This is a genomic window from Agrobacterium sp. lyk4-40-TYG-31, assembly GCF_030209855.1.
GTDB classification, from domain to species: Bacteria; Pseudomonadota; Alphaproteobacteria; order Rhizobiales; family Rhizobiaceae; genus Agrobacterium; species Agrobacterium vaccinii.
In genome coordinates this window covers 29,751-52,605 of the sequence record NZ_JARVRE010000019.1, presented here as the reverse complement: position 1 = coordinate 52,605, position 22,855 = coordinate 29,751, and the positions used below count along the sequence as shown (strand labels likewise).

The 22,855-nt window shown below is 59.5% G+C and carries 18 protein-coding genes; 13 read left to right on the top strand and 5 right to left on the bottom strand.

The genetic code is table 11. The annotated features are described in order from the left end of the window. Positions 1-54 precede the first annotated feature (54 nt). Positions 55-2,403 carry a polysaccharide biosynthesis tyrosine autokinase gene (locus QRN55_RS22780; RefSeq protein WP_284778387.1) on the top strand — a complete coding sequence of 783 codons (2,349 nt, stop codon included), beginning with the start codon at positions 55-57 and terminating at the stop codon, positions 2,401-2,403. A 3-nt stretch (positions 2,404-2,406) separates the two neighbouring features. Here QRN55_RS22780 and QRN55_RS22775 read toward each other — a convergent pair whose 3' ends face one another. Beyond that, positions 2,407-2,532 (bottom strand): hypothetical protein, encoded by a 126-nt coding sequence (locus QRN55_RS22775; RefSeq protein WP_284778386.1) that lies wholly within the window; start codon positions 2,530-2,532, stop codon positions 2,407-2,409. Here QRN55_RS22775 and QRN55_RS22770 point away from each other — a divergent pair. Then, positions 2,531-3,475, top strand: coding sequence for a 2-hydroxyacid dehydrogenase (locus QRN55_RS22770; protein ID WP_284778385.1), 945 nt, complete (start codon positions 2,531-2,533; stop codon positions 3,473-3,475). The two genes, QRN55_RS22775 and QRN55_RS22770, sit on opposite strands and share 2 nt — an antisense overlap. Positions 3,476-3,506: 31 nt before the next feature. Here the strand turns inward: QRN55_RS22770 and QRN55_RS22765 are convergent, their stop codons facing one another. Then, positions 3,507-6,443, bottom strand: coding sequence for a PAS domain-containing protein (locus QRN55_RS22765; protein ID WP_284778384.1), 2,937 nt, complete (start codon positions 6,441-6,443; stop codon positions 3,507-3,509). A gap of 140 nt (positions 6,444-6,583) precedes the next feature. After that, complete coding sequence (locus QRN55_RS22760) at positions 6,584-7,798, bottom strand: TIGR03862 family flavoprotein (RefSeq protein ID WP_284778383.1); 1,215 nt, start codon at positions 7,796-7,798, stop codon at positions 6,584-6,586. 80 nt (positions 7,799-7,878) lie between these two features. On the opposite strand from QRN55_RS22760, the gene QRN55_RS22755 reads away from it, so the two are divergent. Genes QRN55_RS22755 through QRN55_RS22745 form a run of 3 tightly spaced genes read left to right on the top strand, consistent with a single transcriptional unit; the run spans position 7,879 to position 9,813 of the window. Continuing rightward, entirely contained in the window at positions 7,879-8,469 is a 591-nt protein-coding gene (locus QRN55_RS22755) for an IMPACT family protein (RefSeq protein WP_284778382.1), read from the top strand. Positions 8,470-8,513: 44 nt separating this feature from the next. Continuing rightward, on the top strand, positions 8,514-9,182 hold the full coding sequence (locus QRN55_RS22750; protein WP_284778381.1) for a pseudouridine synthase: 669 nt from the start codon (positions 8,514-8,516) through the stop codon (positions 9,180-9,182). Positions 9,183-9,189: 7 nt separating this feature from the next. Further along, positions 9,190-9,813: a class I SAM-dependent methyltransferase gene (locus tag QRN55_RS22745; RefSeq protein ID WP_284778380.1), complete on the top strand. Its 624-nt coding sequence runs from the start codon at positions 9,190-9,192 to the stop codon at positions 9,811-9,813. A gap of 7 nt (positions 9,814-9,820) precedes the next feature. Here QRN55_RS22745 and QRN55_RS22740 read toward each other — a convergent pair whose 3' ends face one another. Further along, the gene (locus QRN55_RS22740) at positions 9,821-10,006 is read right to left on the bottom strand and encodes a hypothetical protein (RefSeq protein ID WP_111841732.1); all 186 of its coding nucleotides are present in this window, start codon (positions 10,004-10,006) and stop codon (positions 9,821-9,823) included. A gap of 191 nt (positions 10,007-10,197) precedes the next feature. Here QRN55_RS22740 and QRN55_RS22735 point away from each other — a divergent pair, with 191 nt between their 5' ends. Next, positions 10,198-11,418 carry a PQQ-dependent sugar dehydrogenase gene (locus tag QRN55_RS22735; protein WP_284778379.1) on the top strand — a complete coding sequence of 407 codons (1,221 nt, stop codon included), beginning with the start codon at positions 10,198-10,200 and terminating at the stop codon, positions 11,416-11,418. A 111-nt stretch (positions 11,419-11,529) separates the two neighbouring features. Beyond that, complete coding sequence (locus QRN55_RS22730; protein WP_284778378.1) at positions 11,530-12,546, top strand: DNA topoisomerase IB; 1,017 nt, start codon at positions 11,530-11,532, stop codon at positions 12,544-12,546. A 6-nt stretch (positions 12,547-12,552) separates the two neighbouring features. Here QRN55_RS22730 and QRN55_RS22725 read toward each other — a convergent pair whose 3' ends face one another. After that, a complete protein-coding gene (locus tag QRN55_RS22725) occupies positions 12,553-13,158 on the bottom strand; it encodes a hypothetical protein (RefSeq protein ID WP_284778377.1) in 606 nt (201 codons plus the stop codon). Positions 13,159-13,473: 315 nt separating this feature from the next. On the opposite strand from QRN55_RS22725, the gene QRN55_RS22720 reads away from it, so the two are divergent. From QRN55_RS22720 to QRN55_RS22695, 6 genes are all read left to right on the top strand, one after another. Continuing rightward, on the top strand, positions 13,474-15,135 hold the full coding sequence (locus QRN55_RS22720; RefSeq protein WP_284778376.1) for a phosphoethanolamine transferase: 1,662 nt from the start codon (positions 13,474-13,476) through the stop codon (positions 15,133-15,135). A gap of 82 nt (positions 15,136-15,217) precedes the next feature. Then, the gene (locus QRN55_RS22715) at positions 15,218-15,871 is read left to right on the top strand and encodes a response regulator (protein ID WP_284778375.1); all 654 of its coding nucleotides are present in this window, start codon (positions 15,218-15,220) and stop codon (positions 15,869-15,871) included. A 4-nt stretch (positions 15,872-15,875) separates the two neighbouring features. Next, complete coding sequence (locus QRN55_RS22710) at positions 15,876-17,201, top strand: sensor histidine kinase (protein ID WP_284778374.1); 1,326 nt, start codon at positions 15,876-15,878, stop codon at positions 17,199-17,201. 73 nt (positions 17,202-17,274) lie between these two features. Further along, complete coding sequence (locus tag QRN55_RS22705) at positions 17,275-18,363, top strand: RHE_PE00001 family protein (protein ID WP_284778373.1); 1,089 nt, start codon at positions 17,275-17,277, stop codon at positions 18,361-18,363. A gap of 189 nt (positions 18,364-18,552) precedes the next feature. Next, positions 18,553-19,710: an efflux RND transporter periplasmic adaptor subunit gene (locus tag QRN55_RS22700; RefSeq protein ID WP_284778372.1), complete on the top strand. Its 1,158-nt coding sequence runs from the start codon at positions 18,553-18,555 to the stop codon at positions 19,708-19,710. Then, entirely contained in the window at positions 19,707-22,853 is a 3,147-nt protein-coding gene (locus QRN55_RS22695; protein ID WP_284778371.1) for an efflux RND transporter permease subunit, read from the top strand. The genes QRN55_RS22700 and QRN55_RS22695 overlap by 4 nt, the downstream gene beginning before the upstream one ends. Positions 22,854-22,855 lie beyond the last annotated feature (2 nt).

Genomic DNA, 22,855 nt, shown 5'->3' with positions numbered 1-22,855 from the left:
GGGAGGCAGGAGAACGGCCTTCCCGTTCGCCGTTTTTAATCACAAGGTGGGTCCATGCACCACAAGACCTTTAAATCGAACATGAATTTCCCGGATCAGTCCAAGGATTCCGACACGTTTATCGACCTCGACCGCCTTTGGGCCGCCGTGGTGCGACGTGCGAACATCATTGCGGCCTGCGTCATCGCAACGATGGTGCTTGCCGGGGCTTATCTCATAATGGCAACGCCGGTCTATACGGCGATGACGCAGGTGCTGCTCGATGACAGCCTGTCACGTTACGCAGAAGAAGAATCGCCGGTGCCTGCGGCGCAGGTCATCGATAACCGCATTGCCAGTGCCGTCGAAATCCTGAAATCCAAGGAAATGGCCGTCACTGTCGTTGACAAGGCGCGGCTGGACGAAAACGAAACCATCGTCAACCCGCCCATGTCGCCTGCCGATCTGGTCAAGGCGTCTGTGAAGGGTCTGGTCGATCTTCTGACCCCGAGCGACCCACCTGCTTCCGAAAATGCGATGCGCAATGGCCGTCGTGAGAAGGCAGCCGCCGTCATTCAGCAAGCGCTGACTGTCGAGCGCGTGGGCCGAAGCTCCGTCATTGCCATTTCCATCCGCTCCATCGACCGGCAACTGGCAGCCCAAATCGCCAAGACCTATGCCAATTCCTACCTGACGGAACAGCTTAACGCCAACTTCGATGCAACAGAACGTGCGTCCGTCTGGCTTCAGGAACGTCTGACAGACCTGAACCAGCGTTCGCAGGCCGCCTCGCTTGCGGTGGAGAAGTACAAGGCTGCCAACAACATTGTCTCGTCGCGCGGCGAGTTGATGTCGGAAAGCCAACTATCCGACCTGAACGGCCAACTCATCGCCGCCCAGGCAGATGCCGCCACGGCGTCCGCCCGCTATACCCAGTACAAATCCATCATCGATCAGGGCCCAGACAATGCCGTAAACAACGCCATCGTCTCGGCGCGTGATACGGATAACACCGTGATTCAGGATTTGCGCAAACGCTACATCGCCATTTCCGACCGGGAACGCGGCGTGGTGCAGCAGTTCGGCAAGGACCATCCGCAGGCCATTGCGCTTGAAAGTGAAAAGGGCGATCTCTCCCGCCAAATTTTCCAGGAATTGCAGCAACTCACCGGCAGCTTCAAGAATGACTACGACGTGACGCAGTCCCGCGTTCAGTCCCTGCGGGACAATATCGATCGCGTGGCCGGACGTAATTCCGAAGCCAACATGACGCTGGTCAAGCTGCGCGAGCTCGAGCAGCAGGCAGCGGCACTTAAGACGCTCTACGAATCCTATCTCGGTCGCTTCGAGGAAGCCGCGCAGAAGCAGTCCTTCCCGATTGCCAAGGCCCGCGTCATTTCCGAGGCAGGTCTACCGACCTCGCCGTCCAGCCCGAAGAAAACCATGACGATGGCGCTTTCCATCGTGCTTGGTCTGATGCTGGGTGGTGGCGTGGCAGCCGTCCTAGAGTTCCGTGACCGGTATTTCCACACCGGAAACGATGTGCGCGATAATCTGCGCATGCGTTTCCTCGGCTACCTGCCCTTCATCGGGGAGAAGGGCGTCGATACTGGAAAGTCCGAAACAGGCGCTGCGACGCCGGAAATTCCCGATAGCGATATCGAGGATAACGGTCAGGTCTCGTTCCAGAAAATGCTGCGGCTTGCGGTGGATAGCCCTCGTTCCAGCTTCACCGAGACGCTGCGCAACGTCAAACTAACGGCTGATGTGGTCATTCAGGAAAAGCAATGCCGGGTGATCGGCGTGGTGTCCTGCCTTCCCAACGAAGGCAAGTCCGTGGTTGCCCTCAACCTGGCTGGCTTGATCGCCACGACCGGCAAGCGGACACTGGTGGTGGATGCCGACATCCGCAATCCCGGCCTCAGCCGCATGCTGACCACGCGCCAGTCCGCCGGTCTGGTGGAAGTGGTGCTCGATGAAGTCCCATGGACGAAGGCCGTCAAGGTCGACAGCCGCACCAAAATGGGCATTCTGCCGGTCTCGACCAGCAACCAGTTTGCCCATTCCAGCGAGCTGCTTGCCTCTTCCGGCATGCGCAAGTTCATGGAACAGGCGCGTGAAGCCTGCGACTACATCATCGTCGACCTTGCACCCGTGGTACCGGTCATCGATGCCAAGGCCTTCGCATCGCAGGTGGATGGTTTCGTGTTCGTGACGGAATGGGGCAAGACGCCGATCCAGATGGTCCAGAACCTCATGAGCCACGAGCCGCAGATCGCCAACAAGACGCTGGGTATCGTGCTGAACAAGACCGATATGACCGAGCTGCAGCGCTACGCAGACCCGGGTGGCTCGGAACATTATCACGAGCAGTTCTCGGCCTATTATGGCGACGCCAAAAAGCCGGTGACAGAACCGGCCTGATCATCAAAACGAAAATGCCCGCATCCAGCGGGCATTTTTTTGAGCGCTGTCAGCCAATATTGCTGGATTTGACACCGGCTTTTCCGCATTGATGTCGCGGTACAGACACCAGCGCAGGATTTCCCCCATGGCCTCCCCCATCGCTTTCGTTGCCCGCACCACGCCAGAAAATGAGGCGGAGTGGCTGGAGATGTTGTCGGCAGCACTGCCGGGCGAGACCGTCATGTCGATCAAGTCGATGAGCGAAGAGCAGCGTGCCCAGGCGGAAATCGCCATCGTCGCTAACCCTGATCCTGCCGATATTGCAAAGCTGACTGAGCTCAAATGGATTCACAGCCTCTGGGCTGGCGTCGAGCGTCTCGTTGCTGAACTCGGCACATCGGCCCCCCCTATCGTGCGCTTGACTGACCCGGAACTTTCCCGTGTTATGGCAGAAGCCGTGTTGGCATGGACCTATTATCTGCACCGCGACATGCCAGCCTATAGAGATAACCAGCAGCGCACAGTGTGGAAAGAGATCGAATATAGACACCCCCGCGAACTCACAGTCGGCATTCTCGGGCTCGGCACCTTGGGCGCGGTCGCGGCGCAGAGGCTGCTTGATGCTGGCTTCAACACCATCGGCTGGAGCCGCTCACCCAAAGAGATCGAGGGCGTGGAGAGCATGGCGGGCGAGGAAGGGCTGACGGCGCTGTTGCCACGCAGCGATATCCTCGTTTGCCTCGTCCCACTCACTGCCGATACGAAAGGCCTGTTGAACCGGCACCGTCTCAGCGCCATGAAATCAGGGGCTTCTATCATCAATTTCGCGCGTGGAGCCGTGATCGTGGCCGACGATCTGCTGGACGCTCTGGATAGCGGCCATATCGCGCATGCGGTTCTGGATGTCTTCGAACAGGAGCCGCTGGATCGCGCCTCCCCCTTCTGGACCCACCCGAAAGTCACGGTGCTTCCTCACATCTCCGCGCCAACCAACCGCAAGACATCGGTCGGCATCGTGGCCGGAAACATTAGAGCATGGCGGGAGACTGGCAGATTGCCAGCGACCGTGGATATGACGCGCGGCTACTGACACGTCAGGAACCGCGCCATGCGCGAGATGATCACGCGCCCATCGTCTGCCCGATAGCAGAGCGCACGTCGCTCTCATTGTATGGCTTGCAAAGCAGTACCGAACCGGCTGGCGCATTGCTGGGCAGGAAGTTGTCGCCGGTGGCGAAAACCACGCCGATCTCTGGCTTCCGTTCCTTGATCAGCACCGCGAGATCGGCGCCGCTCATGTCAGGCAGGCCGACATCCGTCACAAGCACATCGATATTTTCGCGGTCGATGAGATCGATGGCCTGCGTGGCGTTCGCCGCCTCGACCACGATGTGGCCACCCTCGAGCAGAATGTCGGTGGTGTTCATGCGGATCAGGTCATCGTCTTCCACCAGCAAGACCCGCACGGCAGGCCGCGAGCGCAATTTGGCGATCGCATCCTGATTGGCTTCGCGGTCCTTGCTCGATTCGGCTCGCTGCCTCTGGTTGGCAATGACGTGGCGCAGACGTCTCGCCAGGGCTTCGCGCGTGTAGGGCTTGGACAACAGTTCTACGCCCGCATCCAGCTTGCCACCGTGGACGATGGAGTTTTCCGTATAGCCGGAGGTGAACAGAATGGCGAGGTTGGGCAGTCGCTCCTTGGCGCGCCGTGCCATTTCACTGCTCTTCAACGGACCCGGCATCACGACGTCGGTAAAGATGACGTCGATGGGAATGCCGCTTTCCGCAACGGTGAGACCAGCCTGCGCGTCGCGCGCGGTCAGCACCCGATAGCCCAGATCCGTCAGGGTTTCGACAACGATGCTTCTGACCTCGTCGTCATCCTCGACCACGAGAACCGTCTCGTTACCGCCCACGACAGGGCCGTCCTGCACCACGACTTCGCGATCTTCATCCGAGAGCGAGCGCGGCAGATAGACCTTGACCGTCGTTCCCTGCCCTATCTCGCTGTAAATCTTGACGTGCCCACCAGACTGTTTGACGAAGCCATAGACCATGGAAAGGCCAAGACCCGTGCCCTTGCCTTCCGGTTTGGTCGAGAAGAACGGCTCGAACACCTTGTCGACGATATCAGGGGCCATGCCGGAACCGGTGTCGGTCACCGCCAGCATGACATATTGCCCGGCCTCAACCTCGGCATGGGTGCGCGCATAATCCTGATCGAGCGATGCATTGCCGACTTCGATGGTCAGCTTGCCGGAGCCATCCATGGCATCACGTGCGTTGATCGCAAGGTTCAGCAGCGCGTTTTCCACCTGCGCCGGATCAGCGAATGTGTTCCAAAGACCGCCCGCCGTGATGACCTCTACCTCGACAGCCTCACCGATGGAGCGGCGCAGCAGATCGTCCATCCCCGCCACGAAACGACCGACATTGATGACGCGCGGCTCCAGCGCCTGACGGCGACCGAAGGCCAGCAACTGGCTGGCCAGTTTCGCGCCACGGCTGACACCGGCAAGCGCATTGCCCACCCGCCGCTCGGCGCGTTCATTGCCTGCGACATCCTTGACCAGAAGCTGGAGATTGCCCGCAACCACCTGCAACAGGTTGTTGAAATCGTGCGCCACTCCACCGGTCAACTGGCCGATGGATTCCATCTTCTGCGCCTGCTGCAAGGCGCGCTCGGCCTGCCGACGCTCGGCGATTTCGGAGGCAACACGCGCTTCCAGCCCCTCGTTCAACTGCCGAAGCTGGTCTTCCGCGCGTCTGCGATGGCGAATTTCACGCTCCAGATTGGCCGAGTGCTCCTGCAAGGCAGATTCTGCGGCACGCTGGTCGGTGATATCGGTGTGAACGCCCACCCACTCGATGATCTGAAAATTCGCATCCAGAATGGGAACGCTGCGCACGGCAAAGGTGCGGTAAACACCATCGCAGCGGCGAACACGGTGTTCCCAGATATAGGTGGACTTGGTGGCGACGGCTTCGTTCCAGCTTGCCAGCGATCCCTCACGGTCATCCGGGTGGACGGCATCGGCCCAGCCATAATCCTGATATTCTTCTGGCGTCTGGCCGGTCAGCCCGGCCCAGCCGCTCTGCACGCCCAGCATCTTGCCATCGGGACTGTTGGTCCACAACACGCCGTGAACCGCGTCAACGGCGGCGCGGAAGCGGTTGTTGCTGACGGTCAGCTCCATTTCCACGCGCTTGCGGGCGTCGATGTCGATGATCAGAACGTAGCTGCCGTCGATATCGCCCTTGGAGGTGTAGCGCGGCACATAGCGAATTTCCGCTGCCCGCGACGTTCCATCCGGGCACAGAATCGTCGTGTCGTTGATGACGGTCTCGCCAGCAAGCGCCCGTTCGATGAACGGCAGACGTTCCTGATAGAAGTGCGCGCCAACCACATCCGCAGCCTTGCGACCCAGCACATCTTCAGGCCGCTGGTTGAACCAGTCGAGATAACCCTGATTAGCAAAACGGTAGACGTGATCACGATCGATGAAGCCCACCAGAATGGGCAAAGCGTCCGTAAGACGGCTCAGTTCTTCGCGGCTTGAGGCCAGATCGGAGACGGCGCGCACCTTTTCGGTGTTTTCCAGCACCGTGCACAGCACGCCCCCAACAGTCCCATCCTCATTGTGAATCGGGGTGTAGAACAGGTCGAATACGACGTCCTCCGGCCTGCCGTTGCGGTTCAGCACCATCGTCTGGTCACGGTAGGACTGCACGGCTCCCTGAAAACCGGCTTCCAGTATTTTCTGGTTCCAGTCCCAGATTTCGGGCCATATGGCAGGCACGGTGCTGCCCAGTGCGGCAGGGTGATAATTCCCGGCAATTTCGATGTAGCCGTCATTATAGATCATGACGTGGTCTTGGCCCCACATCAGCACCTGGGGTATGGGCGAGTTGACGACGGAATTGACCTTGTGGCGAAGATTGGCCGGCCATGATGCAATGGGACCGAGCGAGGTTTTCGACCAGTCGAAGGCGCGCACCAGCGCACCGGCCACACCGCCACCAATCGGCCATGTGCCGAATACAGAAATATCAGTCATCATCATCACCAACGAAAGCCGAGGCTTTCATCCACCCAGAGCTCCGGCCAAATCACTGGCCAGAAACTTACCCACTTTATTCGAAGAAACTTATCAAGCGTTTTTTTAGGCCGGACGCAATAGGCACCTGCACGATATGGTTATCGCGCATGATCAAGCTGTGCAATAATGCCTTTTGCGGCGGATTTTCCCATCGCAAAACAAGCGGTTAAGAGATATCCGCCCGTTGGCGCCTCCCAATCCACCATCTCGCCTGCGACAAAAACATTCGGGCTGGAGGTCAGCATACAATGTGAGTCGATCTCTTTCCAGTCGATGCCGCCAGCGCTGGAAATCGCCTCGGCAATCGGCCTTGGCGCGTCGAGAGCAATCGGCGCGGCCTTGATGAGTGCGGCCAGTTCAGCCGGCGAAAGGGCGGTCAGGTCTGGGCGGCATTCCCTCAGCAGTGCGACTTTGACCGGCGAGAGGCCGGCAGCCTTGCGTAACCGGTTGGAAAGACTGTCCTTGCGTGGATGCCGCTCCAGATCCGTCACCAACCGCTCCACCGTTCTCCCCGGCATCAGATCAACGATCATATCAGACTTGTGCGAACCGTCGAAAGCGTCTCGCAACACCGCCGAATGCGCATAGACCAGACTGCCCTCGACGCCGTGACGGGTCACCACGAACTCACCTTCGAAACGTCCGGCAAGCGATGTGATGGCAACGGATTTCACGGGCACGCCCGCGAACCGCTCGCGGAAATAATCGCTCCAGCGCACGTCAAAGCCGCAGTTGGCGGGCTGGAAGTCGTTGACCGCGACACCGCGCTGCCGCAGCCAGGGCACCCACTCCGCATTCGAGCCCAGCTTGGGCCAGCTTGCACCGCCGAGCGCCAGAAGCACCGCGTCACTGTTGACCGTTACCGGCCCTGCTGGCGTCTCAAAGGCCAGCGCATCGCCATCGAAGCCGGTCCAGCGATGCCGGGTTTTGATCTGCACGCCCTGTCCGTCCAGCCGCGCCAGCCAGGCACGTAACAGCGGCGACGCCTTCATCGCCACCGGAAAGACCCGACCCGACGTGCCGGTAAATGTTTCCTCCCCGAGTGACAGCGCCCAGTCGCGCAGCATGGCCGGTGTAAAATCATCCAGCGCCGTAAGAAGTCGTGTGCCCGCCTGTCCGAAGCGGGTGACGAAGTCGGCATATGCCTCGGCGTGGGTGATGTTGAGACCGGATTTACCGGCCATCAGAAATTTGCGCGCCACCGTCGGCATCGCCTCATAGACCGTCACCGCAACGCCTGCCGCCGACAGCACTTCCGCCGCCATCAGCCCTGCGGGTCCGCCCCCAATGATTGCCACTTGCCTGCCATGCATGACACAATTTCCAACGCGGTTTGACTACATCCGCCTTATAACGATTTGCCCGCTGCGGTACATGCGCTATTGACGGTCCCATGTTCACGCTCAATCGCCTCGAGACCTATTCGCAAGACATCAAGAAAAGCCGCTTCATCGCCTTCGCCAGCCCGGTCGCGGATGAAGAGGCGGCGAAGCGTTTTATCGAAGCACAGTCGGATGTTACTGCAAACCACAATTGCTGGGCGTGGCGGATCGGGCAGGTCTATCGGTTCAGCGATGATGGCGAACCATCCGGCACCGCAGGCAAGCCGATCCTTCAAGCCATAGACGGGCAGTCGCTGGATGCCGTTGCCGTGGTCGTTATCAGGTGGTTCGGCGGCATTCTGCTGGGCAGCGGCGGGTTGATGCGGGCCTATGGCGGCACCGCTGCGACCTGCCTTCGCAACGGCGAGAAAACCCTTGTCATCCCCACGCTGTCCACCGAAATCGAGTGCGGCTTCTCCGATCTGGCGCTGGTGAAATCGAGACTGGCTGGAGTGCCCGACCTGACCATCGAGAAGGAAGCGTTCACGGCAGATGGCGCGCGGCTGAACCTCTCCATTCCCGTCGCCAGCGCTGACGATGTCGCCAGAATGGTGATGGACCTCACCAGCGGGCGTGTTACCGTTCCGCTTCCAGAACGATGAGCAAACGGCACTCGCCACGGCCACAAACCATGCTATGAGGCGGCATGACATCTGAGCTTGATAATCCGGTCTACAATCCCCCAATGGAACCCTATGTGTCCATCGTGCATCAGGATGAGGATTTCCTCGTTCTCGACAAGCCGAGCGGATTGCTGTCGGTTCCAGGCCGCGACCCCGCTTTGTTCGACAGTCTGGCCACGCGCGTCCAGAAGACGTTTCCCAAAGCGTTGATGATCAACCGGTTGGACAAGGACACATCCGGCATCGTGCTGATGTCGCTGAACCGCAAGGCGCATGCTTTCATTGCCGCCCAATTCGAAAACCGCACCACCCGCAAATCCTATACCGCTGTGGTCTGGGGCCACATTGCCGAAGACGACGGCCATATCGATCTGCCGCTGGCCATCGATCCCAACAACAAGCCGCGCCACCGTGTGAACCATGCAGGCGGTAAGTCCGCGCAGACGGAGTGGCACGTTATCGAACGCCTGCCACTGCCCGCCACACGCCTGCGGCTTCACCCGCTGACAGGTCGCACCCACCAGTTGCGCGTTCACATGCAGGCCATCGGCCATCCCATTCTGGGCGATGCGTTCTACGCCGACGGCGAGGCGCTTGCTGCCTCTTCCCGCCTGTTGCTGCACGCGCAGGAACTCGGTTTCCGCCAACCCGATGGCCACGATGTCACGTTCACCGTGCCCTGCCCCTTCTGAGATGACTATGACGGACAAACAACGCGACGAGACCTTCACCATCGATTTCGTAGGCGGCGCCGTGGGCCATCGTCTGCGGTCGGGCGAAGGACGCGGTCAGGCACTGGCAAAGGCCGCAGGTCTGAAAAACGGCAAAACCCCGAAAATTGTGGATGCCACGGCGGGCCTGGGACGGGACGCATTTCTGCTGGCGTCCCTCGGCGCAGAGGTGACGCTGATCGAGCGATCACCCGGCATGCATGCGCTATTGGCCGATGCCATGGCACGGGCAGACGCAGAAGGCGGCATATACCGCGAGATCGTCTCGCGTATGAACCTATTGCATGGTGATTCCCGTGCGCTCATCCCCACGCTGTCGCCGGAAGTGGTGGTCATAGACCCCATGCATCCGCCACGCCAAAACACGGCGCTGGTCAAAAAAGAAATGCGGGTTCTGCGGGAATTGGTGGGTGCTGATCTGGATCAGGCGGAGTTGATGGAGATCGCTTTGGCCCATGCTGCGAAGCGTGTCGTCTTGAAGTGGCCCTTGCGTGCCGAGCCTATGCCCGGCATCCGCAAACCCTCTCATCAGCTTCCTGGAAAATCGACGCGTTATGACGTCTTTATGATCTTGGTCGAAAAACCGGCCTGACTTCGTCTCAGCGGAACGTCGCCTTGCGTTGCGCATTCATCAAAAGCTCGTGGCGCGATGCGAAATCGCCAAACAGTGTGCGAAGCCGTGATTCCTCTGTCTTATCAAGGCGGTAGCGACGGCAAAACTCGACCACGCTCTGAATAGGCTTTATCTCTGTCGCCTCTATTTCCCTGTTGTCTATGACTTGCATGGTGTCCTCCTGCGTATTTCGACGACACAAAACAATTTCAGGCCCGTTATGTTCCTCACCAGTTCTCGCCCGCAAAATATAAGCGAACGATCATTTACACTTTGGAATCAAGTTTTGTTGAGACCGGGCAATGAAACGAAAATCTCACCTACATGTTTGCTGCTCGCAACTCATCCATGGAAGGGAGACCTATGCCACGCGCTATCCATCTGCTGACGACGACAGTTCTTTCGATGTGCCTCATTGCCCCGCTGGCCCACGCTCAATCGCAACCGCCCGCAGAAACCAAGCAGGCCAATGCGCCGGACCAGAAGCCCGCATTCGAAGGCCAGACCCGCGCGGCCCAGCCGGATAAGATGCCATCGCTCCAGAAGACCGTCATTGCAGATGACCTGCCGCATTTGTGGTCCATGGAAATCCTGCCCGACGGCCGCATGATCGTCGCCGCCAAGGAAGGCGCGATGCACATCGTCAAGGATGGCAAAGCAGGCCCGGCACTTGAAGGTGTCCCCGAGGTCGCCTCTGCCGGACAGGGCGGTCTGCTCGACATCGCACTCGCCCCCGATTTCGACAGCTCGAAAATGATCTATTTTTCCTTCTCCGAGCCCCGTGAAGGTGGCAACGGTACGTCGGTCGCATCGGCCAAACTGGTCGGGAGCGGCGACAAGGCCGTGCTGGAGGATACCAAAGTCATATTCCGTCAGATGCCGACCTATGATGGCGACAAGCATTTCGGTTCTCGCCTCGCCTTCGGACCGAACAACGAGCTTTACGTCACCGTGGGCGAACGCTCCGACAAGGAACCGCGCGTCCAGTCTCAGGATTTGGCCAGCGGTCTCGGCAAGGTCTTCCGTATCGACACATCCGGCAAAGCTTTCGAAGGCAACCCCTTCATTGGTCAGCAGAACGCGCTGCCGGAAATCTGGAGCTACGGCCACCGCAACATCCAGTCCGCGGCCATCGATGGGCAGGGTCGTCTGTGGACGGTGGAGCATGGCCCCAAGGGCGGCGATGAGCTGAACCTGCCCAAGGCTGGCCTCAACTACGGCTGGCCCGTAATTACCTACGGTATCGAATATAGCGGCGGCGCAGTCGGTGAGGGCGCGACGGCTAAGGACGGTATGGAACAGCCGGTCTATTACTGGGACCCCGTCGTCGGGCCGTCCGGCATGGCCTATTACGATTCGGACGCCATTCCCGAGTGGAAGGGCTCGCTGATCATCGGTGGGCTGGTCAGCCAAGGCATCGTCGTGCTGAAGATCGAAAACGACAAGGTCGTCTCCGAGGGACGCTTCCCTCTTGAAGCCCGCATTCGCGATGTGAAGATCGGCAGCGATGGCGCCGTCTACGCCGTGACCGAAGAACGCGGCGGTGGCAAGTCGCAGATTCTCAAGCTCGCACCCGACGCCTGAGACATGAAAACGAAGGAAGCGGCCAAGGTCGCTTCCCTTCTGCCCGCTGGCGGGAACTGACGCAGGGGCAGGCGCATTATTCCTCACAATGGTGAGGAGCAAAACAATCCAATGAACGAGCTTCCAATTCGCATCCTGAAAAAAGTCGGCCTGACCTATGTCAGCGATCAGGAGCCTGGTATTTCGCGAGAAAGACGCGGCAAGGGCTTTTCCTACCGCCTGCCGGACGGCGGTCTTCTCTCCGACAAGATCGAGATTACCCGCCTGAAATCTCTCGGCGTGCCGCCCGCCTACGAGCGGGTCTGGATTTGCATCGATCCCTCTGGCCACTTGCAAGCCACCGGTTACGACGCGCGGGGTCGCAAGCAATACCGCTACCACCCGGACTGGCATGCTTTGCGTGGCGAAAACAAGTTCTATCAACTCAAAACGTTTGGAGAAGCGCTGCCCGCCATCCGCCGACGCGCAACCGCTGATCTTTCGAAAAATGAACGTAGCGCCGATGTCACTCTTGCGGCACTCGTGCTGTTGCTGGATGCCGCCTATCTGCGCGTCGGCAACAAGACCTATCTCGAAACCAATGGCACCTACGGCGCAACCACGCTGTTGAAAAAGCACGTGTCGTTTGGAGAAACCATCGAACTGCGTTTTGCAGCCAAGGGCGGACAGAAGGTTCAGCGCAAGCTAAAGCATCCGCGCCTCCAACGTATTCTCGAAAACATCGCTGATTTACCGGGCAGGCAGCTGTTCGTCTGGCAGGATGAGAGCGGCATGGTCCATCCCGTCGATTCCAGCGCGCTCAACGCCTATATTTCGCAGAGCGCTGGCGAAGGCATTTCGGCCAAGACATTCCGCACCTGGGGCGGCACGCTTGCCGCGTTTGGCCACGCCGTCCGCGCCCTTGGCAGCGCCGAGCGCCCAACCATCAAGGGCATGTGCGTGGCCGCGTCCGAAGAGCTTTCCAACACACCGGCCATCTGCCGCAAAAGCTATGTCCACCCCGCCGTGCTGGACCTTGCGACGGAAGAAAAGTCGGTGAAGCGTCTGGAGAAAATTCTGGGCAGCGATCTGAAAGCGATAACCGGGCTCAGGGCCGATGAGCGCAGGCTGCTGGAATTCCTGCCATAAGCCACATTAACGGAGCGACACGTCCACCACCATCTTTGCGGGATCGATAATCTCGTATGTGCACTGAAACGCTTCGGCAGCGACGCGGTAAGTATCGCTCTCATCGTCTTCCACCTGCACGATGGCGTCGCCGGGTAACGCGATCATCGTCTCGCCCCACGGCGCGCGGAAGTTGAATGGGCCAATCTCATCGCTCACGATGAAGTAGCGCATATTGCCGCCCTTGGGTTCGAAAGTGCGATACCCGGCCGCGTCGGCCTCACTCAGAGGTTCGCCATAGCGCGTCGGAAAATTCCGCGCCTTGACCAGAATTTCTTCGTTTCCGGTTTCCTCACAGCGATTGCGCACCACCCAATCGCCGTCTTCGGCAGGCTTCGATCGGGTTTCCACGCCCTGTCCCTTAATGAAGGTTATGACGATTTCACCCAGCGATGCCGGACGCGCATCGACCAATTTCGTCTTTCGCGCAACGCCTGTCATGTCGGTTTTCTTGGCTTCTGCCATCAGCGCAATCTGGTCCTTGCGCGGCACTTCATCGAACGCAGACGCCGCAACCGGAAACAGCAAAGGGGCGAGCAAAAGCAGCTTTTTTGACAGAACCAACGGAGCCATCTGAATTCCATTCATAGCGGCGGGACGTGACCTGAGAAGTTTGGCCGTGTGTGCAATGCAAAAAAGTGACGGGAAGATCACGCAGAAATGACTTTACAGATATGCCGCCAAAGGAAAACGGCGCGTTTTGAAGGGTAGATTTTAACAATCCTTAACAGGCCGATTTTCCGCAGCGCAGCATGCACCGACCCTGCACCTGACAGGTTCGTTCAGTTTCATGTCAGGTAGATGACACATCCCGTGCTCATTCGCCGATGATGCCAGCACTCAGTGCCTTGCGCATCCCACGGCACAGGCAGTGGAAAGATAAGACATATGGCACTTTCGGTTCAGGGAATAAAAAGCGGGCGCAGCGAGGTCAGACGCCCGGTTGTCGGCAGCGTGACACTCAGCGTCATCACTGCTCTCTACCTGTTGTTTTTCACCAATCACACATTCTGGGCCAAGGTTCACACCTATCTCTCCGCCTATCCCGTAGCGATTTTCGGCCTATACGTCGCAATGATCGCAGCCTTTTCTGCGGTGTTCATCTTCTTTTCGGTCAAGTATCTAACCAAGCCCATCTTCGCGATACTGATCGTTATTTCAGCGGTGTCGTCCTGGTTCATGGATCGGTTCGGCGCGGTTATCGATAGTGATATGGTGCGCAATGCGTTTGAGACGACGCAGGCCGAAGCGGGCAACCTGATGACGCCAGCCTTCGCGCTGCACCTTGCGCTCTTTGCCGGCGTTCCGCTTCTCCTACTAGCCATCGTGAAGATCGATCACAGGCCGTTTTTCAGCAAGGTCCTGTGGAATTCGCTCAGTATCATCTGCTGCCTTGCCGTCGTGGTTGCCGTTGCTGCGGCAAACTCCAAGACCTTCACCACCGCCGTCCGCCAGCACAAGGATATCGTCAAGAGCCTCAACCCGATGACGCCGATCTCCTCGACTGTCCATTATTTCTCGCTGGCGGATAAGGAAGCGAAGCTCACCGTTTCACCAACGGGTCAGGATGCCAAGGTCATGCCAGCGCTGGGCGGCGTTACCAAACCGCGCATCACCGTTATCGTAGCTGGTGAGACCGGACGTGCCGTCAACTTCTCGCTCAACGGTTATGCCCGCGAAACGAACCCCGAACTGAAAAAGCGCAACGTCGTTTATTTCCCCAGCACGGTCAGTTGCGGCACCTCCACCGCCATCTCCATCCCCTGCATGTTCTCCCGCTTTCCGCGTTCGGAATACACCCACAGCAAGGCGCTTTCCAACGAGAACGTGCTCGACGTGCTGGTTCATGCAGGCGTCGATGCGCGCTGGTGGGACAACAACACCGGCAGCAAAAATGTGGCCGACCGCATACCCTATTTCGATCTGACGGCGTCGCTCGATCCAAAATTCTGCCCCACCGGCGAATGCCGTGACGACATTTTCCTCGATCGGTTGGATAGCTGGCTGGATGGCATCACTAAGGACAGTGTCATCGTTCTCCACCAGCTCGGAAGCCACGGCCCGACCTACCACCTGCGCTATACGGACGAGTTCAGAAAGTTCACGCCGGACTGTCAGACCGCCGAATTGCCCGACTGCAAGGACAATGAAATCGTCAACGCCTACGACAACACCATCCTCTATACAGACCATTTCCTCGCAAGCGTCATCGACAAGCTGAAGGCACGCTCCAACAAGCTGGCAACCGGCATGATCTACGCATCAGACCACGGCGAGTCGCTCGGCGAAAATGGCATCTACCTGCACGGCGCGCCCTATCTTCTCGCCCCTGCCGAACAGACCCATGTTCCATTCCTGGTCTGGTTCGATGACGATTTTGCCAAGTCGATGGGTCTGGATGCCTCCTGCATGATGAAGGAAGCACAGGCAGGCGGACGCTCGCACGACAACTTCTTTCACAGCATTCTGGGCATGATGAACATATCGACTTCGGTCTACGATCCATCGCTGGATGTGTTCAGTGCCTGCAAAAGCCGACCCTCGGCTTAGAAACAGGACGCTTGACGGGGCAAATCACGCAGCATACCCACTATCAGGGCCATGGATATTCTGGTCTGAAAGCGAGGTATGCTTGCGTGTTCTGCTTGTCGAAGACGACCATGTTCTGGGTGAAGCGCTGCGCGACCACGTGGCCGTCGCCGGGCACGCCGTGGACTGGTTCAAGACCGTGGCAGATTCCATCGCAGCAACCGAGACCGTCGGCTATGGCCTGATCCTGCTCGATCTTCGCCTGCCGGATGGCGAGGGCCTGACGATCCTGCGGCAGTTGCGGCAGCGAAACGATCCGGTACCGGTCATCATTCTCACCGCCCATGATCAGGTATCCGACCGCATCGAGGGCCTGAATGCCGGTGCCGACGACTATCTCGTGAAGCCGTTCAATCTGGGCGAACTCACCGCGCGCATGCTGGCGGTTTCGCGTCGTTACGAGGGGCGTTCCGCGCCGGTGGTCAAGCTGCCGGGCATCGAGATCAACCAGGTGGCCCGCAACATCGTCGTCAATGGCACGGCGCTGACGCTGAGCGCCAGAGAGTGGGCCGTGCTGGAAAAGCTGGTGGAGCGACCCGGTGCCGTGGTGTCCAAGGCGCAACTGCACGAGACGCTTTACGAATTCGGCGCTGAGATCGAAAGCAACACGGTCGAGGTCTATGTCAGCAGGTTGCGCAAGAAAATCGGCTCCGACAGGGTGGAGACAGTGCGTGGCCTTGGTTACACGATCAGGTAGACAGATGAAGCGTAGCGACAGCATGACCCGCCGCATGGTGATAGCGCTGACGAGCGTCGTGGCGCTCTCATGGCTCGTCGCATCGTCTCTGGGCATCATGGTCATGCAGGACGAATTCGCCGAAATCTTCGACAGCAGCGTGCAGGAAACCGCTGAAAGATTGCTCCCTTTGATCGCCGACGATCTCAAGGAACGAACACCCGAAGCAGAACGCGCGCTGGTTCAGCCGACCGTCGGCGAGGAATACCTGACCTATCAGGTGCGCGACAGCGAGGGTGAGGTTCTGCTGCGCTCCCGCGACAGCGCCTACGAACCCTTCGACGTGCCGCTGACACCCGGCTTTGCCGATACGGCGACCCAGCGCATCTACACGGTCGCGACGGAAGACGGCAGCATGGTCCTTCAGATGGCGGACGCCTTCGCCAATCGTCGCGAAGCCATCATTGAGGCTGGCACGGCGCTCATCCTGCCGCTGCTGCTTCTCATTCCTGCCAGCATCATCGCGGTTGTTCTCGTCGTCAGGCGAACGCTTGCGCCCGTGCAGACCCTTCGCGACGAAATCGGACGCAAGGACAGCGGCAACATGGTGCCAGTCGATGACGCGCATTTGCCCGCCGAACTGCATCCCATCGCCCGCTCGGTCAATCTGTTGCTGGAGCGATTGCGGGCGGCACTGGAATCGGAGCGCGCCTTTGCATCCAACAGCGCCCATGAGCTTCGAACGCCGATTGCCGGTGCACTGGCACAGGCGCAGCGCTTGCAGGCAGATATTCCCCCTGAATTTGCCCCCCGCGTCGGCCAGATCGAGCGGTCGCTGTCGCATCTTGCGCAACTGGCGGAAAAGCTGTTGCAGATGTCCCGAGCCGAAGCGGGCATCGGGGCCGCCGATACCGAGACGGACCTCCTGCCGATCGTCGAACTCGTGCTGGAGGACATTGGCCGCTCGAAACTTGGCGCAAAACGCATTCAGCTCCATCTGCCCGCGGAGGGCCAGCTTCGCGGCATGATCAACGCCGATGCGTTCGGCATCGTGGTGCGCAATCTGCTGGAAAATGCGTTGGTCCACAGCCCGTCCGGCAGCACCGTCGATGTCCACATCGGCACGGACAATACCTTGCGCGTCGTCAACCACGGCGCCATCATCGACAGGGCGCTGTTGCCGAAGCTGACCACCCGCTTCATGCGGGGCGCAACCGAGGCCTCCGGCTCCGGGCTTGGGCTAGCCATCGTCCACCACCTCGTTCAGCAGATGAATGGAACGTTGCACCTCGCTTCCCCCGCCACCGGCCGCAATGACGGTTTTGAAGTGAAAGTCACACTGCCCAACTGATAAAGACGGGCATAAAGCTTATGAAAGTCAATTCCCAGATTGTTTTCATATCGCCCGCATTCTATCAAATCCCATGCTTTACGATGTGAACCGATTGCCGTTCGCCACCTTGATGTCGCCCTGCGCCCGCGCAACGGATGCACTGGCGCGGCTGGATGAACGCATCTCACGCTCACCCTTCAGGGAAGGCTTTCTGGAACGGCAGGATTTCCAGGACGCAGCGGCCTCCATGTGGGTGGATGGCGAGCTTGTCCATATCGAAGACCTCGTTCTCCACGATTCCCATATGGACATCCGCGCACCAACCCACGAGCTGACCATCGCCAATCGCATATTGCGGGCGCGACGGCAGATTTTCACCCATGAACCGAAATGGGCGCTGAGCCCGCCGGGCCTGTCGCGTCTGCGCGGTGAAGAGCCGGTGGCCGAGACAACACCGGTTCCACAACAGATCGCATATCTGGACGAAGACGCCGAGGACACCCTCCTCAGCGACGAGCTTTCCGCTATCGACCGGCTCATTGCGCGCAGCACCGCCACGCTGGAAACCATCGCCAGAGACGAGCGCCCGCCATCTCACGCAACACCAGAGCCTCTGACGCGTGATACTGATTGGAACGAAGACGAGCGGCTGGATGAGTGGCGAACTATCCTCAAATCCACGGCAGGGCTTCCGGCAACTTTGCGTGCCGTTATCGCTCTTGATGCCTGGCAGCGGCTGGAAGTGCTTCAACGCAGCCCATGGCTCGGGCGTCAGCTCGCGGCGGCTCTGCTGCGGGAGGATGGGCTGACGCAGGCGCATCTCATCACACTCAATACCGGTCTGCGCGCCATTGCCAGAGAGCGGCGCAATGCCGCCAGCCTGCCAGAACGGCTCACCGCTTTTCTGGATGCCATTCATGAAGCAGCAACGCTCGGCATGAAGGAACATGACCGTCTGTTGAACGCCCGCAGCCGCATGGAGCGAAAGCTCGTCGGGCGCCGCTCCAATTCGCGCCTGCCCGATCTTATCGCCCTCGTTCTGGCCCGCCCGGTCGTCTCGACCTCGATGATTGTCAAAGCACTGGGCACCACGCCGCAGGGCGCGGTGGGTCTCGCCAACCAGCTCGAGTTGCGCGAGATGACAGGGCGCGGTCGTTTCCGCGCATGGGGTGTGCTCTGAGCCGCACCCGAAGCGCGCCCACCGCCCAGAATTGCAGCTTCACCATGCCTTCAGCAAATTGAGCATCTGAGGGTTGAAGCGTTTCTAAATTATTGGTCATAAAGCAGAATTCGGGCTATCCGGCACCCACCCGGCTGAACCAAATGCCATGCCGCAGCGTTTATCGAGCGCTTTCACGGAGTGGCATGCATGAAAAAACCTTTGGTTCAATTGCGTGCACTGTCAGGCACGGGCAAATGGGTTTCTCTTCTGGCTGGAATCGCGGCCTTCCTCCCCAGCCCATCGCATGCCGACGACGCCCCCGCAGTTCCTGTCACCGCCATAAAGGCAACCACCGAAACACTCGACCGCGTCATCAACGGTATCGGAACGGTGGCGCCCTTGCAGTCCGTCAATGTGCGCCCGCGCATCGATGGTCAGGTTTTGGATATCGCCTTCACCGAAGGCCAATTCGTGGAAAAGGGAGCCGTGCTGCTGACGATCGATGACCGCGAACTGGTCTCTTCGCTCACCTCCGCCAAGGCCAAAAAGGCGCAGGACGAAGCGCAGCTCAACAGCGCACGCACGGATGCCCAGCGTTATGCAGCCCTTGCCGAAAAGGGTGTCGCCTCAGCCTCGACGCTGGAGCAGAAAAACGCAGCCAGCGAGCAATATGCGGCAGCGGTGCAGTATGACGATGCGCAGATCAAGAACGCCGAAACGCAACTCAGCTTCGCTACCGTCACCGCGCCGATCTCGGGCCGCACCGGCTTCAAGCAAACCGATGTCGGCAGCATCATCAGTGCCAATTCCACCGATGGCATCGTCACCATCACGCAGATGGATCCCATTGCCGTATCCTTCGTCGCACCCGGCGACCGGTTCGGCGATATCCGCGAAGCGATGAAGCGCGGCATTGCGCAGGTGAAGCTGGTCAGCACGGACGGCAGCCAGACGCTGGCCACGGGCAACCTCACGACCATGGACAACGCAGTGGATGCCTCCACCGGCTCCATTCACCTGCGCGCCACCTTCGACAACAAGGACGGCAAATTGTGGCCCGGCCTTCCAGTGGCAACGATCCTGACCGTCGACAAAAAGGATGGCGTGGTCGTTCCCGACAAGGCGCTGGCGCGAGGCCGTGACGGGCTCTACGCCTATGTTGTCGACCCCAAGGGAAAGGTCGCGAAGAAAACCGTCAAGACGGCTTATGTCACGGATGCGCGCGCTTTGGTGACGGAGGGTATCGGCGATGGTGATCAGGTCGTCATGGATGGCCAGTCGCGCATCGGTGACGGCGATCAGGTGACTGTCACCCCATGGACGGGATCGCCGACCGGCGAGCTAGCGGAACAGGCAAAGCCATGACCGAAACGCCGCAGCCAGCACCAGACAAGACCAAGGCAGGTTTCTTCGATTTCTTCATTTTGCACCCGATTGCCACCAGCCTGATCATGGCAGGCATTTTTCTGCTCGGGGCGATCTGTTACCCCTTCATGCCGGTATCGGCACTGCCGCAAATCGATTTCCCCACGGTGCAAATCGCGGCCAATCTTCCCGGCGCATCACCTGACACAATGGCTTCCAGCGTAGCGCAGCCCATAGAAGAGGCCTTGTCGCGCGTCAGTGGCATTACCGAGATGACCTCCAACAGCTCGCTCGGCACCACGTCGATCACCGTACAATTCGGGCTGGATCAGGACATTCAGACGGCGGCAAGCGATGTTCAGACCGCCATCAGCGAAGCCGCCGGTCAGTTGCCCAAGGACATGACCTCGCTTCCGACCGTGCGCAAGGTCAACCCTGCCGATGCGCCCGTGATGCAGCTGTCTGCCAGTTCAGACACGCTGACCCTGCCGGAACTGGATGAATATATCGAACGCAATGTGGCCTCCAAGATCGGTCAAGTCTCCGGCGTTGCCTTCGTCAATATCGGTGGAAAGCAAAAGCCCGCAATCCGCATTGCGGTCGATCCGGGCCGGTTGGCGCAGGCCGATGTCACCATGGAAGACGTCAGAACCGCCATCGGCAATCTCAGCCTCAGCGCCCCCAAGGGCAACATAGACGATGCCACCCGCACCTTCCCGATCTACACCAACGACCAGATCGGCACCGCCGCCGAATGGAACGATGCCGTCATCGCCTATCGAAATGGCGGTCCGGTGCGCATTCGCGATATCGGACAGGCGGTCAACGGCGCCGAAGACAACAAGATGGCCCACTGGACCAACGGTGAACGCGGCATAGCGCTCGACGTTTTCCGCCAACCCGGTGCAAACGTCATCGCGGTGGTCAACGCAGTCAAGGACCAACTGCCTGCGTTGCAGGCGTCGCTGCCCAAGTCCGTCAAACTCGAACTCGTCACCGACCGCACCTCGACGATCCGCGCGTCGGTGGAGGACGTTCAGTTCACGCTCATCCTGACCATCGGCCTCGTGGTCGTCGTCATCTTCCTCTTTCTGCGCAATCTGCGCGCCACCATCATTCCGGTTCTCACCCTGCCCATTGCGCTGGTCGGTGCGCTCGCGCCGATGTGGCTGCTGGGTTTCAGCCTCGATAATCTGTCCCTGATGGCGCTCGTCGTTGCCGTCGGCTTCGTGGTGGACGATGCCATCGTCATGCTGGAAAACATCACGCGCCATATCGAAGACGGCATGGAACCGCTGGCAGCGGCACGCCAAGGTGCGGGCGAAATCGGCTTTACCATCGTCTCCATCAGCCTGTCCTTGATTGCGGTACTGATCCCCATTTTGTTGATGGGCGGCATTGTCGGACGCCTGTTCCGCGAATTTGCCGTGACGCTCACCCTCGCCATCATCATCTCCGCCGTCGTCTCGTTAACGTTGACGCCCATGCTAGCTTCGCGCTTCATCCGCCCAGTCGATGAGGGCAAGCGAGGCCGTTTCTACAAGGCCGGTGAAGCCTTTTTCGAGGGCCTCACTACGCTCTACATCCACAGCCTGAAACCCGTGATACGCCACAGATACATCACGCTGACGGTTTTTCTCGCCACCATTGCGGCTACGGGCTACCTCTTCGTCATCGCGCCGAAGGGCTTCTTTCCCGAACAGGATACCGGCTTTATCGCCGGTCTCTCGCAGGCATCGCCCGACATTTCCTTCACCGAAATGGCCAAGTTGCAGGAGCGCGTCAGTGCCATCATCATGAAGGACCCAGCGGTCTACAGCGTCTTCATGGATATTGGCGGCGGCAATGGCGGCAATGCGCTCAATCAGGGTCACGTCAACATCACCCTGAAACCGTTGGAAGAACGCGATGCCAGCGCCAAGCAGGTGATCGACCGGCTGAGTTCAGCGCTCAATGTGCAGCAGGGCATCAAGCTTTTCATGCAATCCGCGCAGGACATCAATATCGGTGCCCGCCCTGCCAAGACGCAATATCAATTCACCCTTCAGGATGCCAATATCGAGGAACTGGGGGATTGGGCCGGAAAGATCACCAGCCAGTTGCAGGGCCTGTCCCAACTGCGTGATGTGGGCAGTGACCAGCAGGCCGAAGCGCCCAATCTGTCCATCAAGATCGACCGCGCCGCCGCCACGCTCTTCGGCGTGCTGCCATCTGCCATCGACGATACGCTCTACGACGCCTTCGGCCAGCGGCAGGTCGCGTCCTACTCCACACAGACGGACACGTTCCGCGTCATCCTCGAAATCCTGCCCAGTCTGCAACGAGACATCGCCACCCTTGAGCGACTTTCCGTGCGCGCCAGCAATGGTACGCTGGTGCCGCTCTCCAATGTTGCGAAGTGGTCAACGGACGGCGTTTCGCCGGTCTCCATCTCGCACCAGGGCCAGTCACCCGCCGTTACCGTCTCGTTCAATCTGGCACCAGACGTCGCATTGGGCCAGGCCACCGCATCCATTGAAAACGCGGTTGCGCAGATGCAGCCACCAGCTTCACTGCAAACCAGTTTCTCCGGCAGCGCCAAGGCTTTCAAGGATTCGCTCGGCACCGTGCCCCTTCTCATCCTCGCCTCGCTCGTGGTGGTCTACATCATCCTCGGCGTTCTCTACGAAAGCCTCATCCATCCGCTGACCATCCTGTCCACCCTGCCCTCGGCTGGCCTCGGCGCGCTTCTTGCCCTCCAGATCGCAGGCTTCGATTTCGGGCTCGTCGCTATGATCGGGGTGATCCTGCTGATCGGTATCGTCAAGAAAAACGGTATCATGCTGGTGGACTTCGCCATTCAGGCAGAACGTGAAGAGGGCCTCAGCAGCGAAGACGCCATCATGAAGGCAGCCCATATGCGTTTTCGCCCCATTCTCATGACGACGATGGCAGCGCTTCTGGGCGGGCTGCCACTCGCCATCGGCCACGGCTCAGGCTCGGAACTGCGCCAGCCTCTCGGCTACGCCATCGTCGGCGGGCTCCTCGTCAGCCAGTTGCTGACGCTCTACACCACGCCGGTCATCTATCTTCTGCTCGACAAACTGCGCGGTGGAAACAAGACTGAAAACATATTGAGCGAGGCAAAGCCAAGCGCAGCATGAGG

Excerpts from the sequence above, each read along its gene's own strand:
- QRN55_RS22780 (WP_284778387.1), top strand. The coding sequence starts at position 55 with ATGCACCACAAGACCTTTAAATCGAACATGAATTTCCCGGATCAGTCC.
- QRN55_RS22770 (WP_284778385.1), top strand. The coding sequence starts at position 2,531 with ATGGCCTCCCCCATCGCTTTCGTTGCCCGCACCACGCCAGAAAATGAG.
- QRN55_RS22775 (WP_284778386.1), bottom strand. The coding sequence starts at position 2,532 with ATGGGGGAAATCCTGCGCTGGTGTCTGTACCGCGACATCAATGCGGAA.
- QRN55_RS22765 (WP_284778384.1), bottom strand. The coding sequence starts at position 6,443 with ATGACTGATATTTCTGTATTCGGCACATGGCCGATTGGTGGCGGTGTG.
- QRN55_RS22760 (WP_284778383.1), bottom strand. The coding sequence starts at position 7,798 with ATGCATGGCAGGCAAGTGGCAATCATTGGGGGCGGACCCGCAGGGCTG.
- QRN55_RS22755 (WP_284778382.1), top strand. The coding sequence starts at position 7,879 with ATGTTCACGCTCAATCGCCTCGAGACCTATTCGCAAGACATCAAGAAA.
- QRN55_RS22750 (WP_284778381.1), top strand. The coding sequence starts at position 8,514 with ATGACATCTGAGCTTGATAATCCGGTCTACAATCCCCCAATGGAACCC.
- QRN55_RS22745 (WP_284778380.1), top strand. The coding sequence starts at position 9,190 with ATGACGGACAAACAACGCGACGAGACCTTCACCATCGATTTCGTAGGC.
- QRN55_RS22740 (WP_111841732.1), bottom strand. The coding sequence starts at position 10,006 with ATGCAAGTCATAGACAACAGGGAAATAGAGGCGACAGAGATAAAGCCT.
- QRN55_RS22735 (WP_284778379.1), top strand. The coding sequence starts at position 10,198 with ATGCCACGCGCTATCCATCTGCTGACGACGACAGTTCTTTCGATGTGC.
- QRN55_RS22730 (WP_284778378.1), top strand. The coding sequence starts at position 11,530 with ATGAACGAGCTTCCAATTCGCATCCTGAAAAAAGTCGGCCTGACCTAT.
- QRN55_RS22725 (WP_284778377.1), bottom strand. The coding sequence starts at position 13,158 with ATGGCTCCGTTGGTTCTGTCAAAAAAGCTGCTTTTGCTCGCCCCTTTG.
- QRN55_RS22720 (WP_284778376.1), top strand. The coding sequence starts at position 13,474 with ATGGCACTTTCGGTTCAGGGAATAAAAAGCGGGCGCAGCGAGGTCAGA.
- QRN55_RS22710 (WP_284778374.1), top strand. The coding sequence starts at position 15,876 with ATGAAGCGTAGCGACAGCATGACCCGCCGCATGGTGATAGCGCTGACG.
- QRN55_RS22705 (WP_284778373.1), top strand. The coding sequence starts at position 17,275 with ATGCTTTACGATGTGAACCGATTGCCGTTCGCCACCTTGATGTCGCCC.
- QRN55_RS22700 (WP_284778372.1), top strand. The coding sequence starts at position 18,553 with ATGAAAAAACCTTTGGTTCAATTGCGTGCACTGTCAGGCACGGGCAAA.
- QRN55_RS22695 (WP_284778371.1), top strand. The coding sequence starts at position 19,707 with ATGACCGAAACGCCGCAGCCAGCACCAGACAAGACCAAGGCAGGTTTC.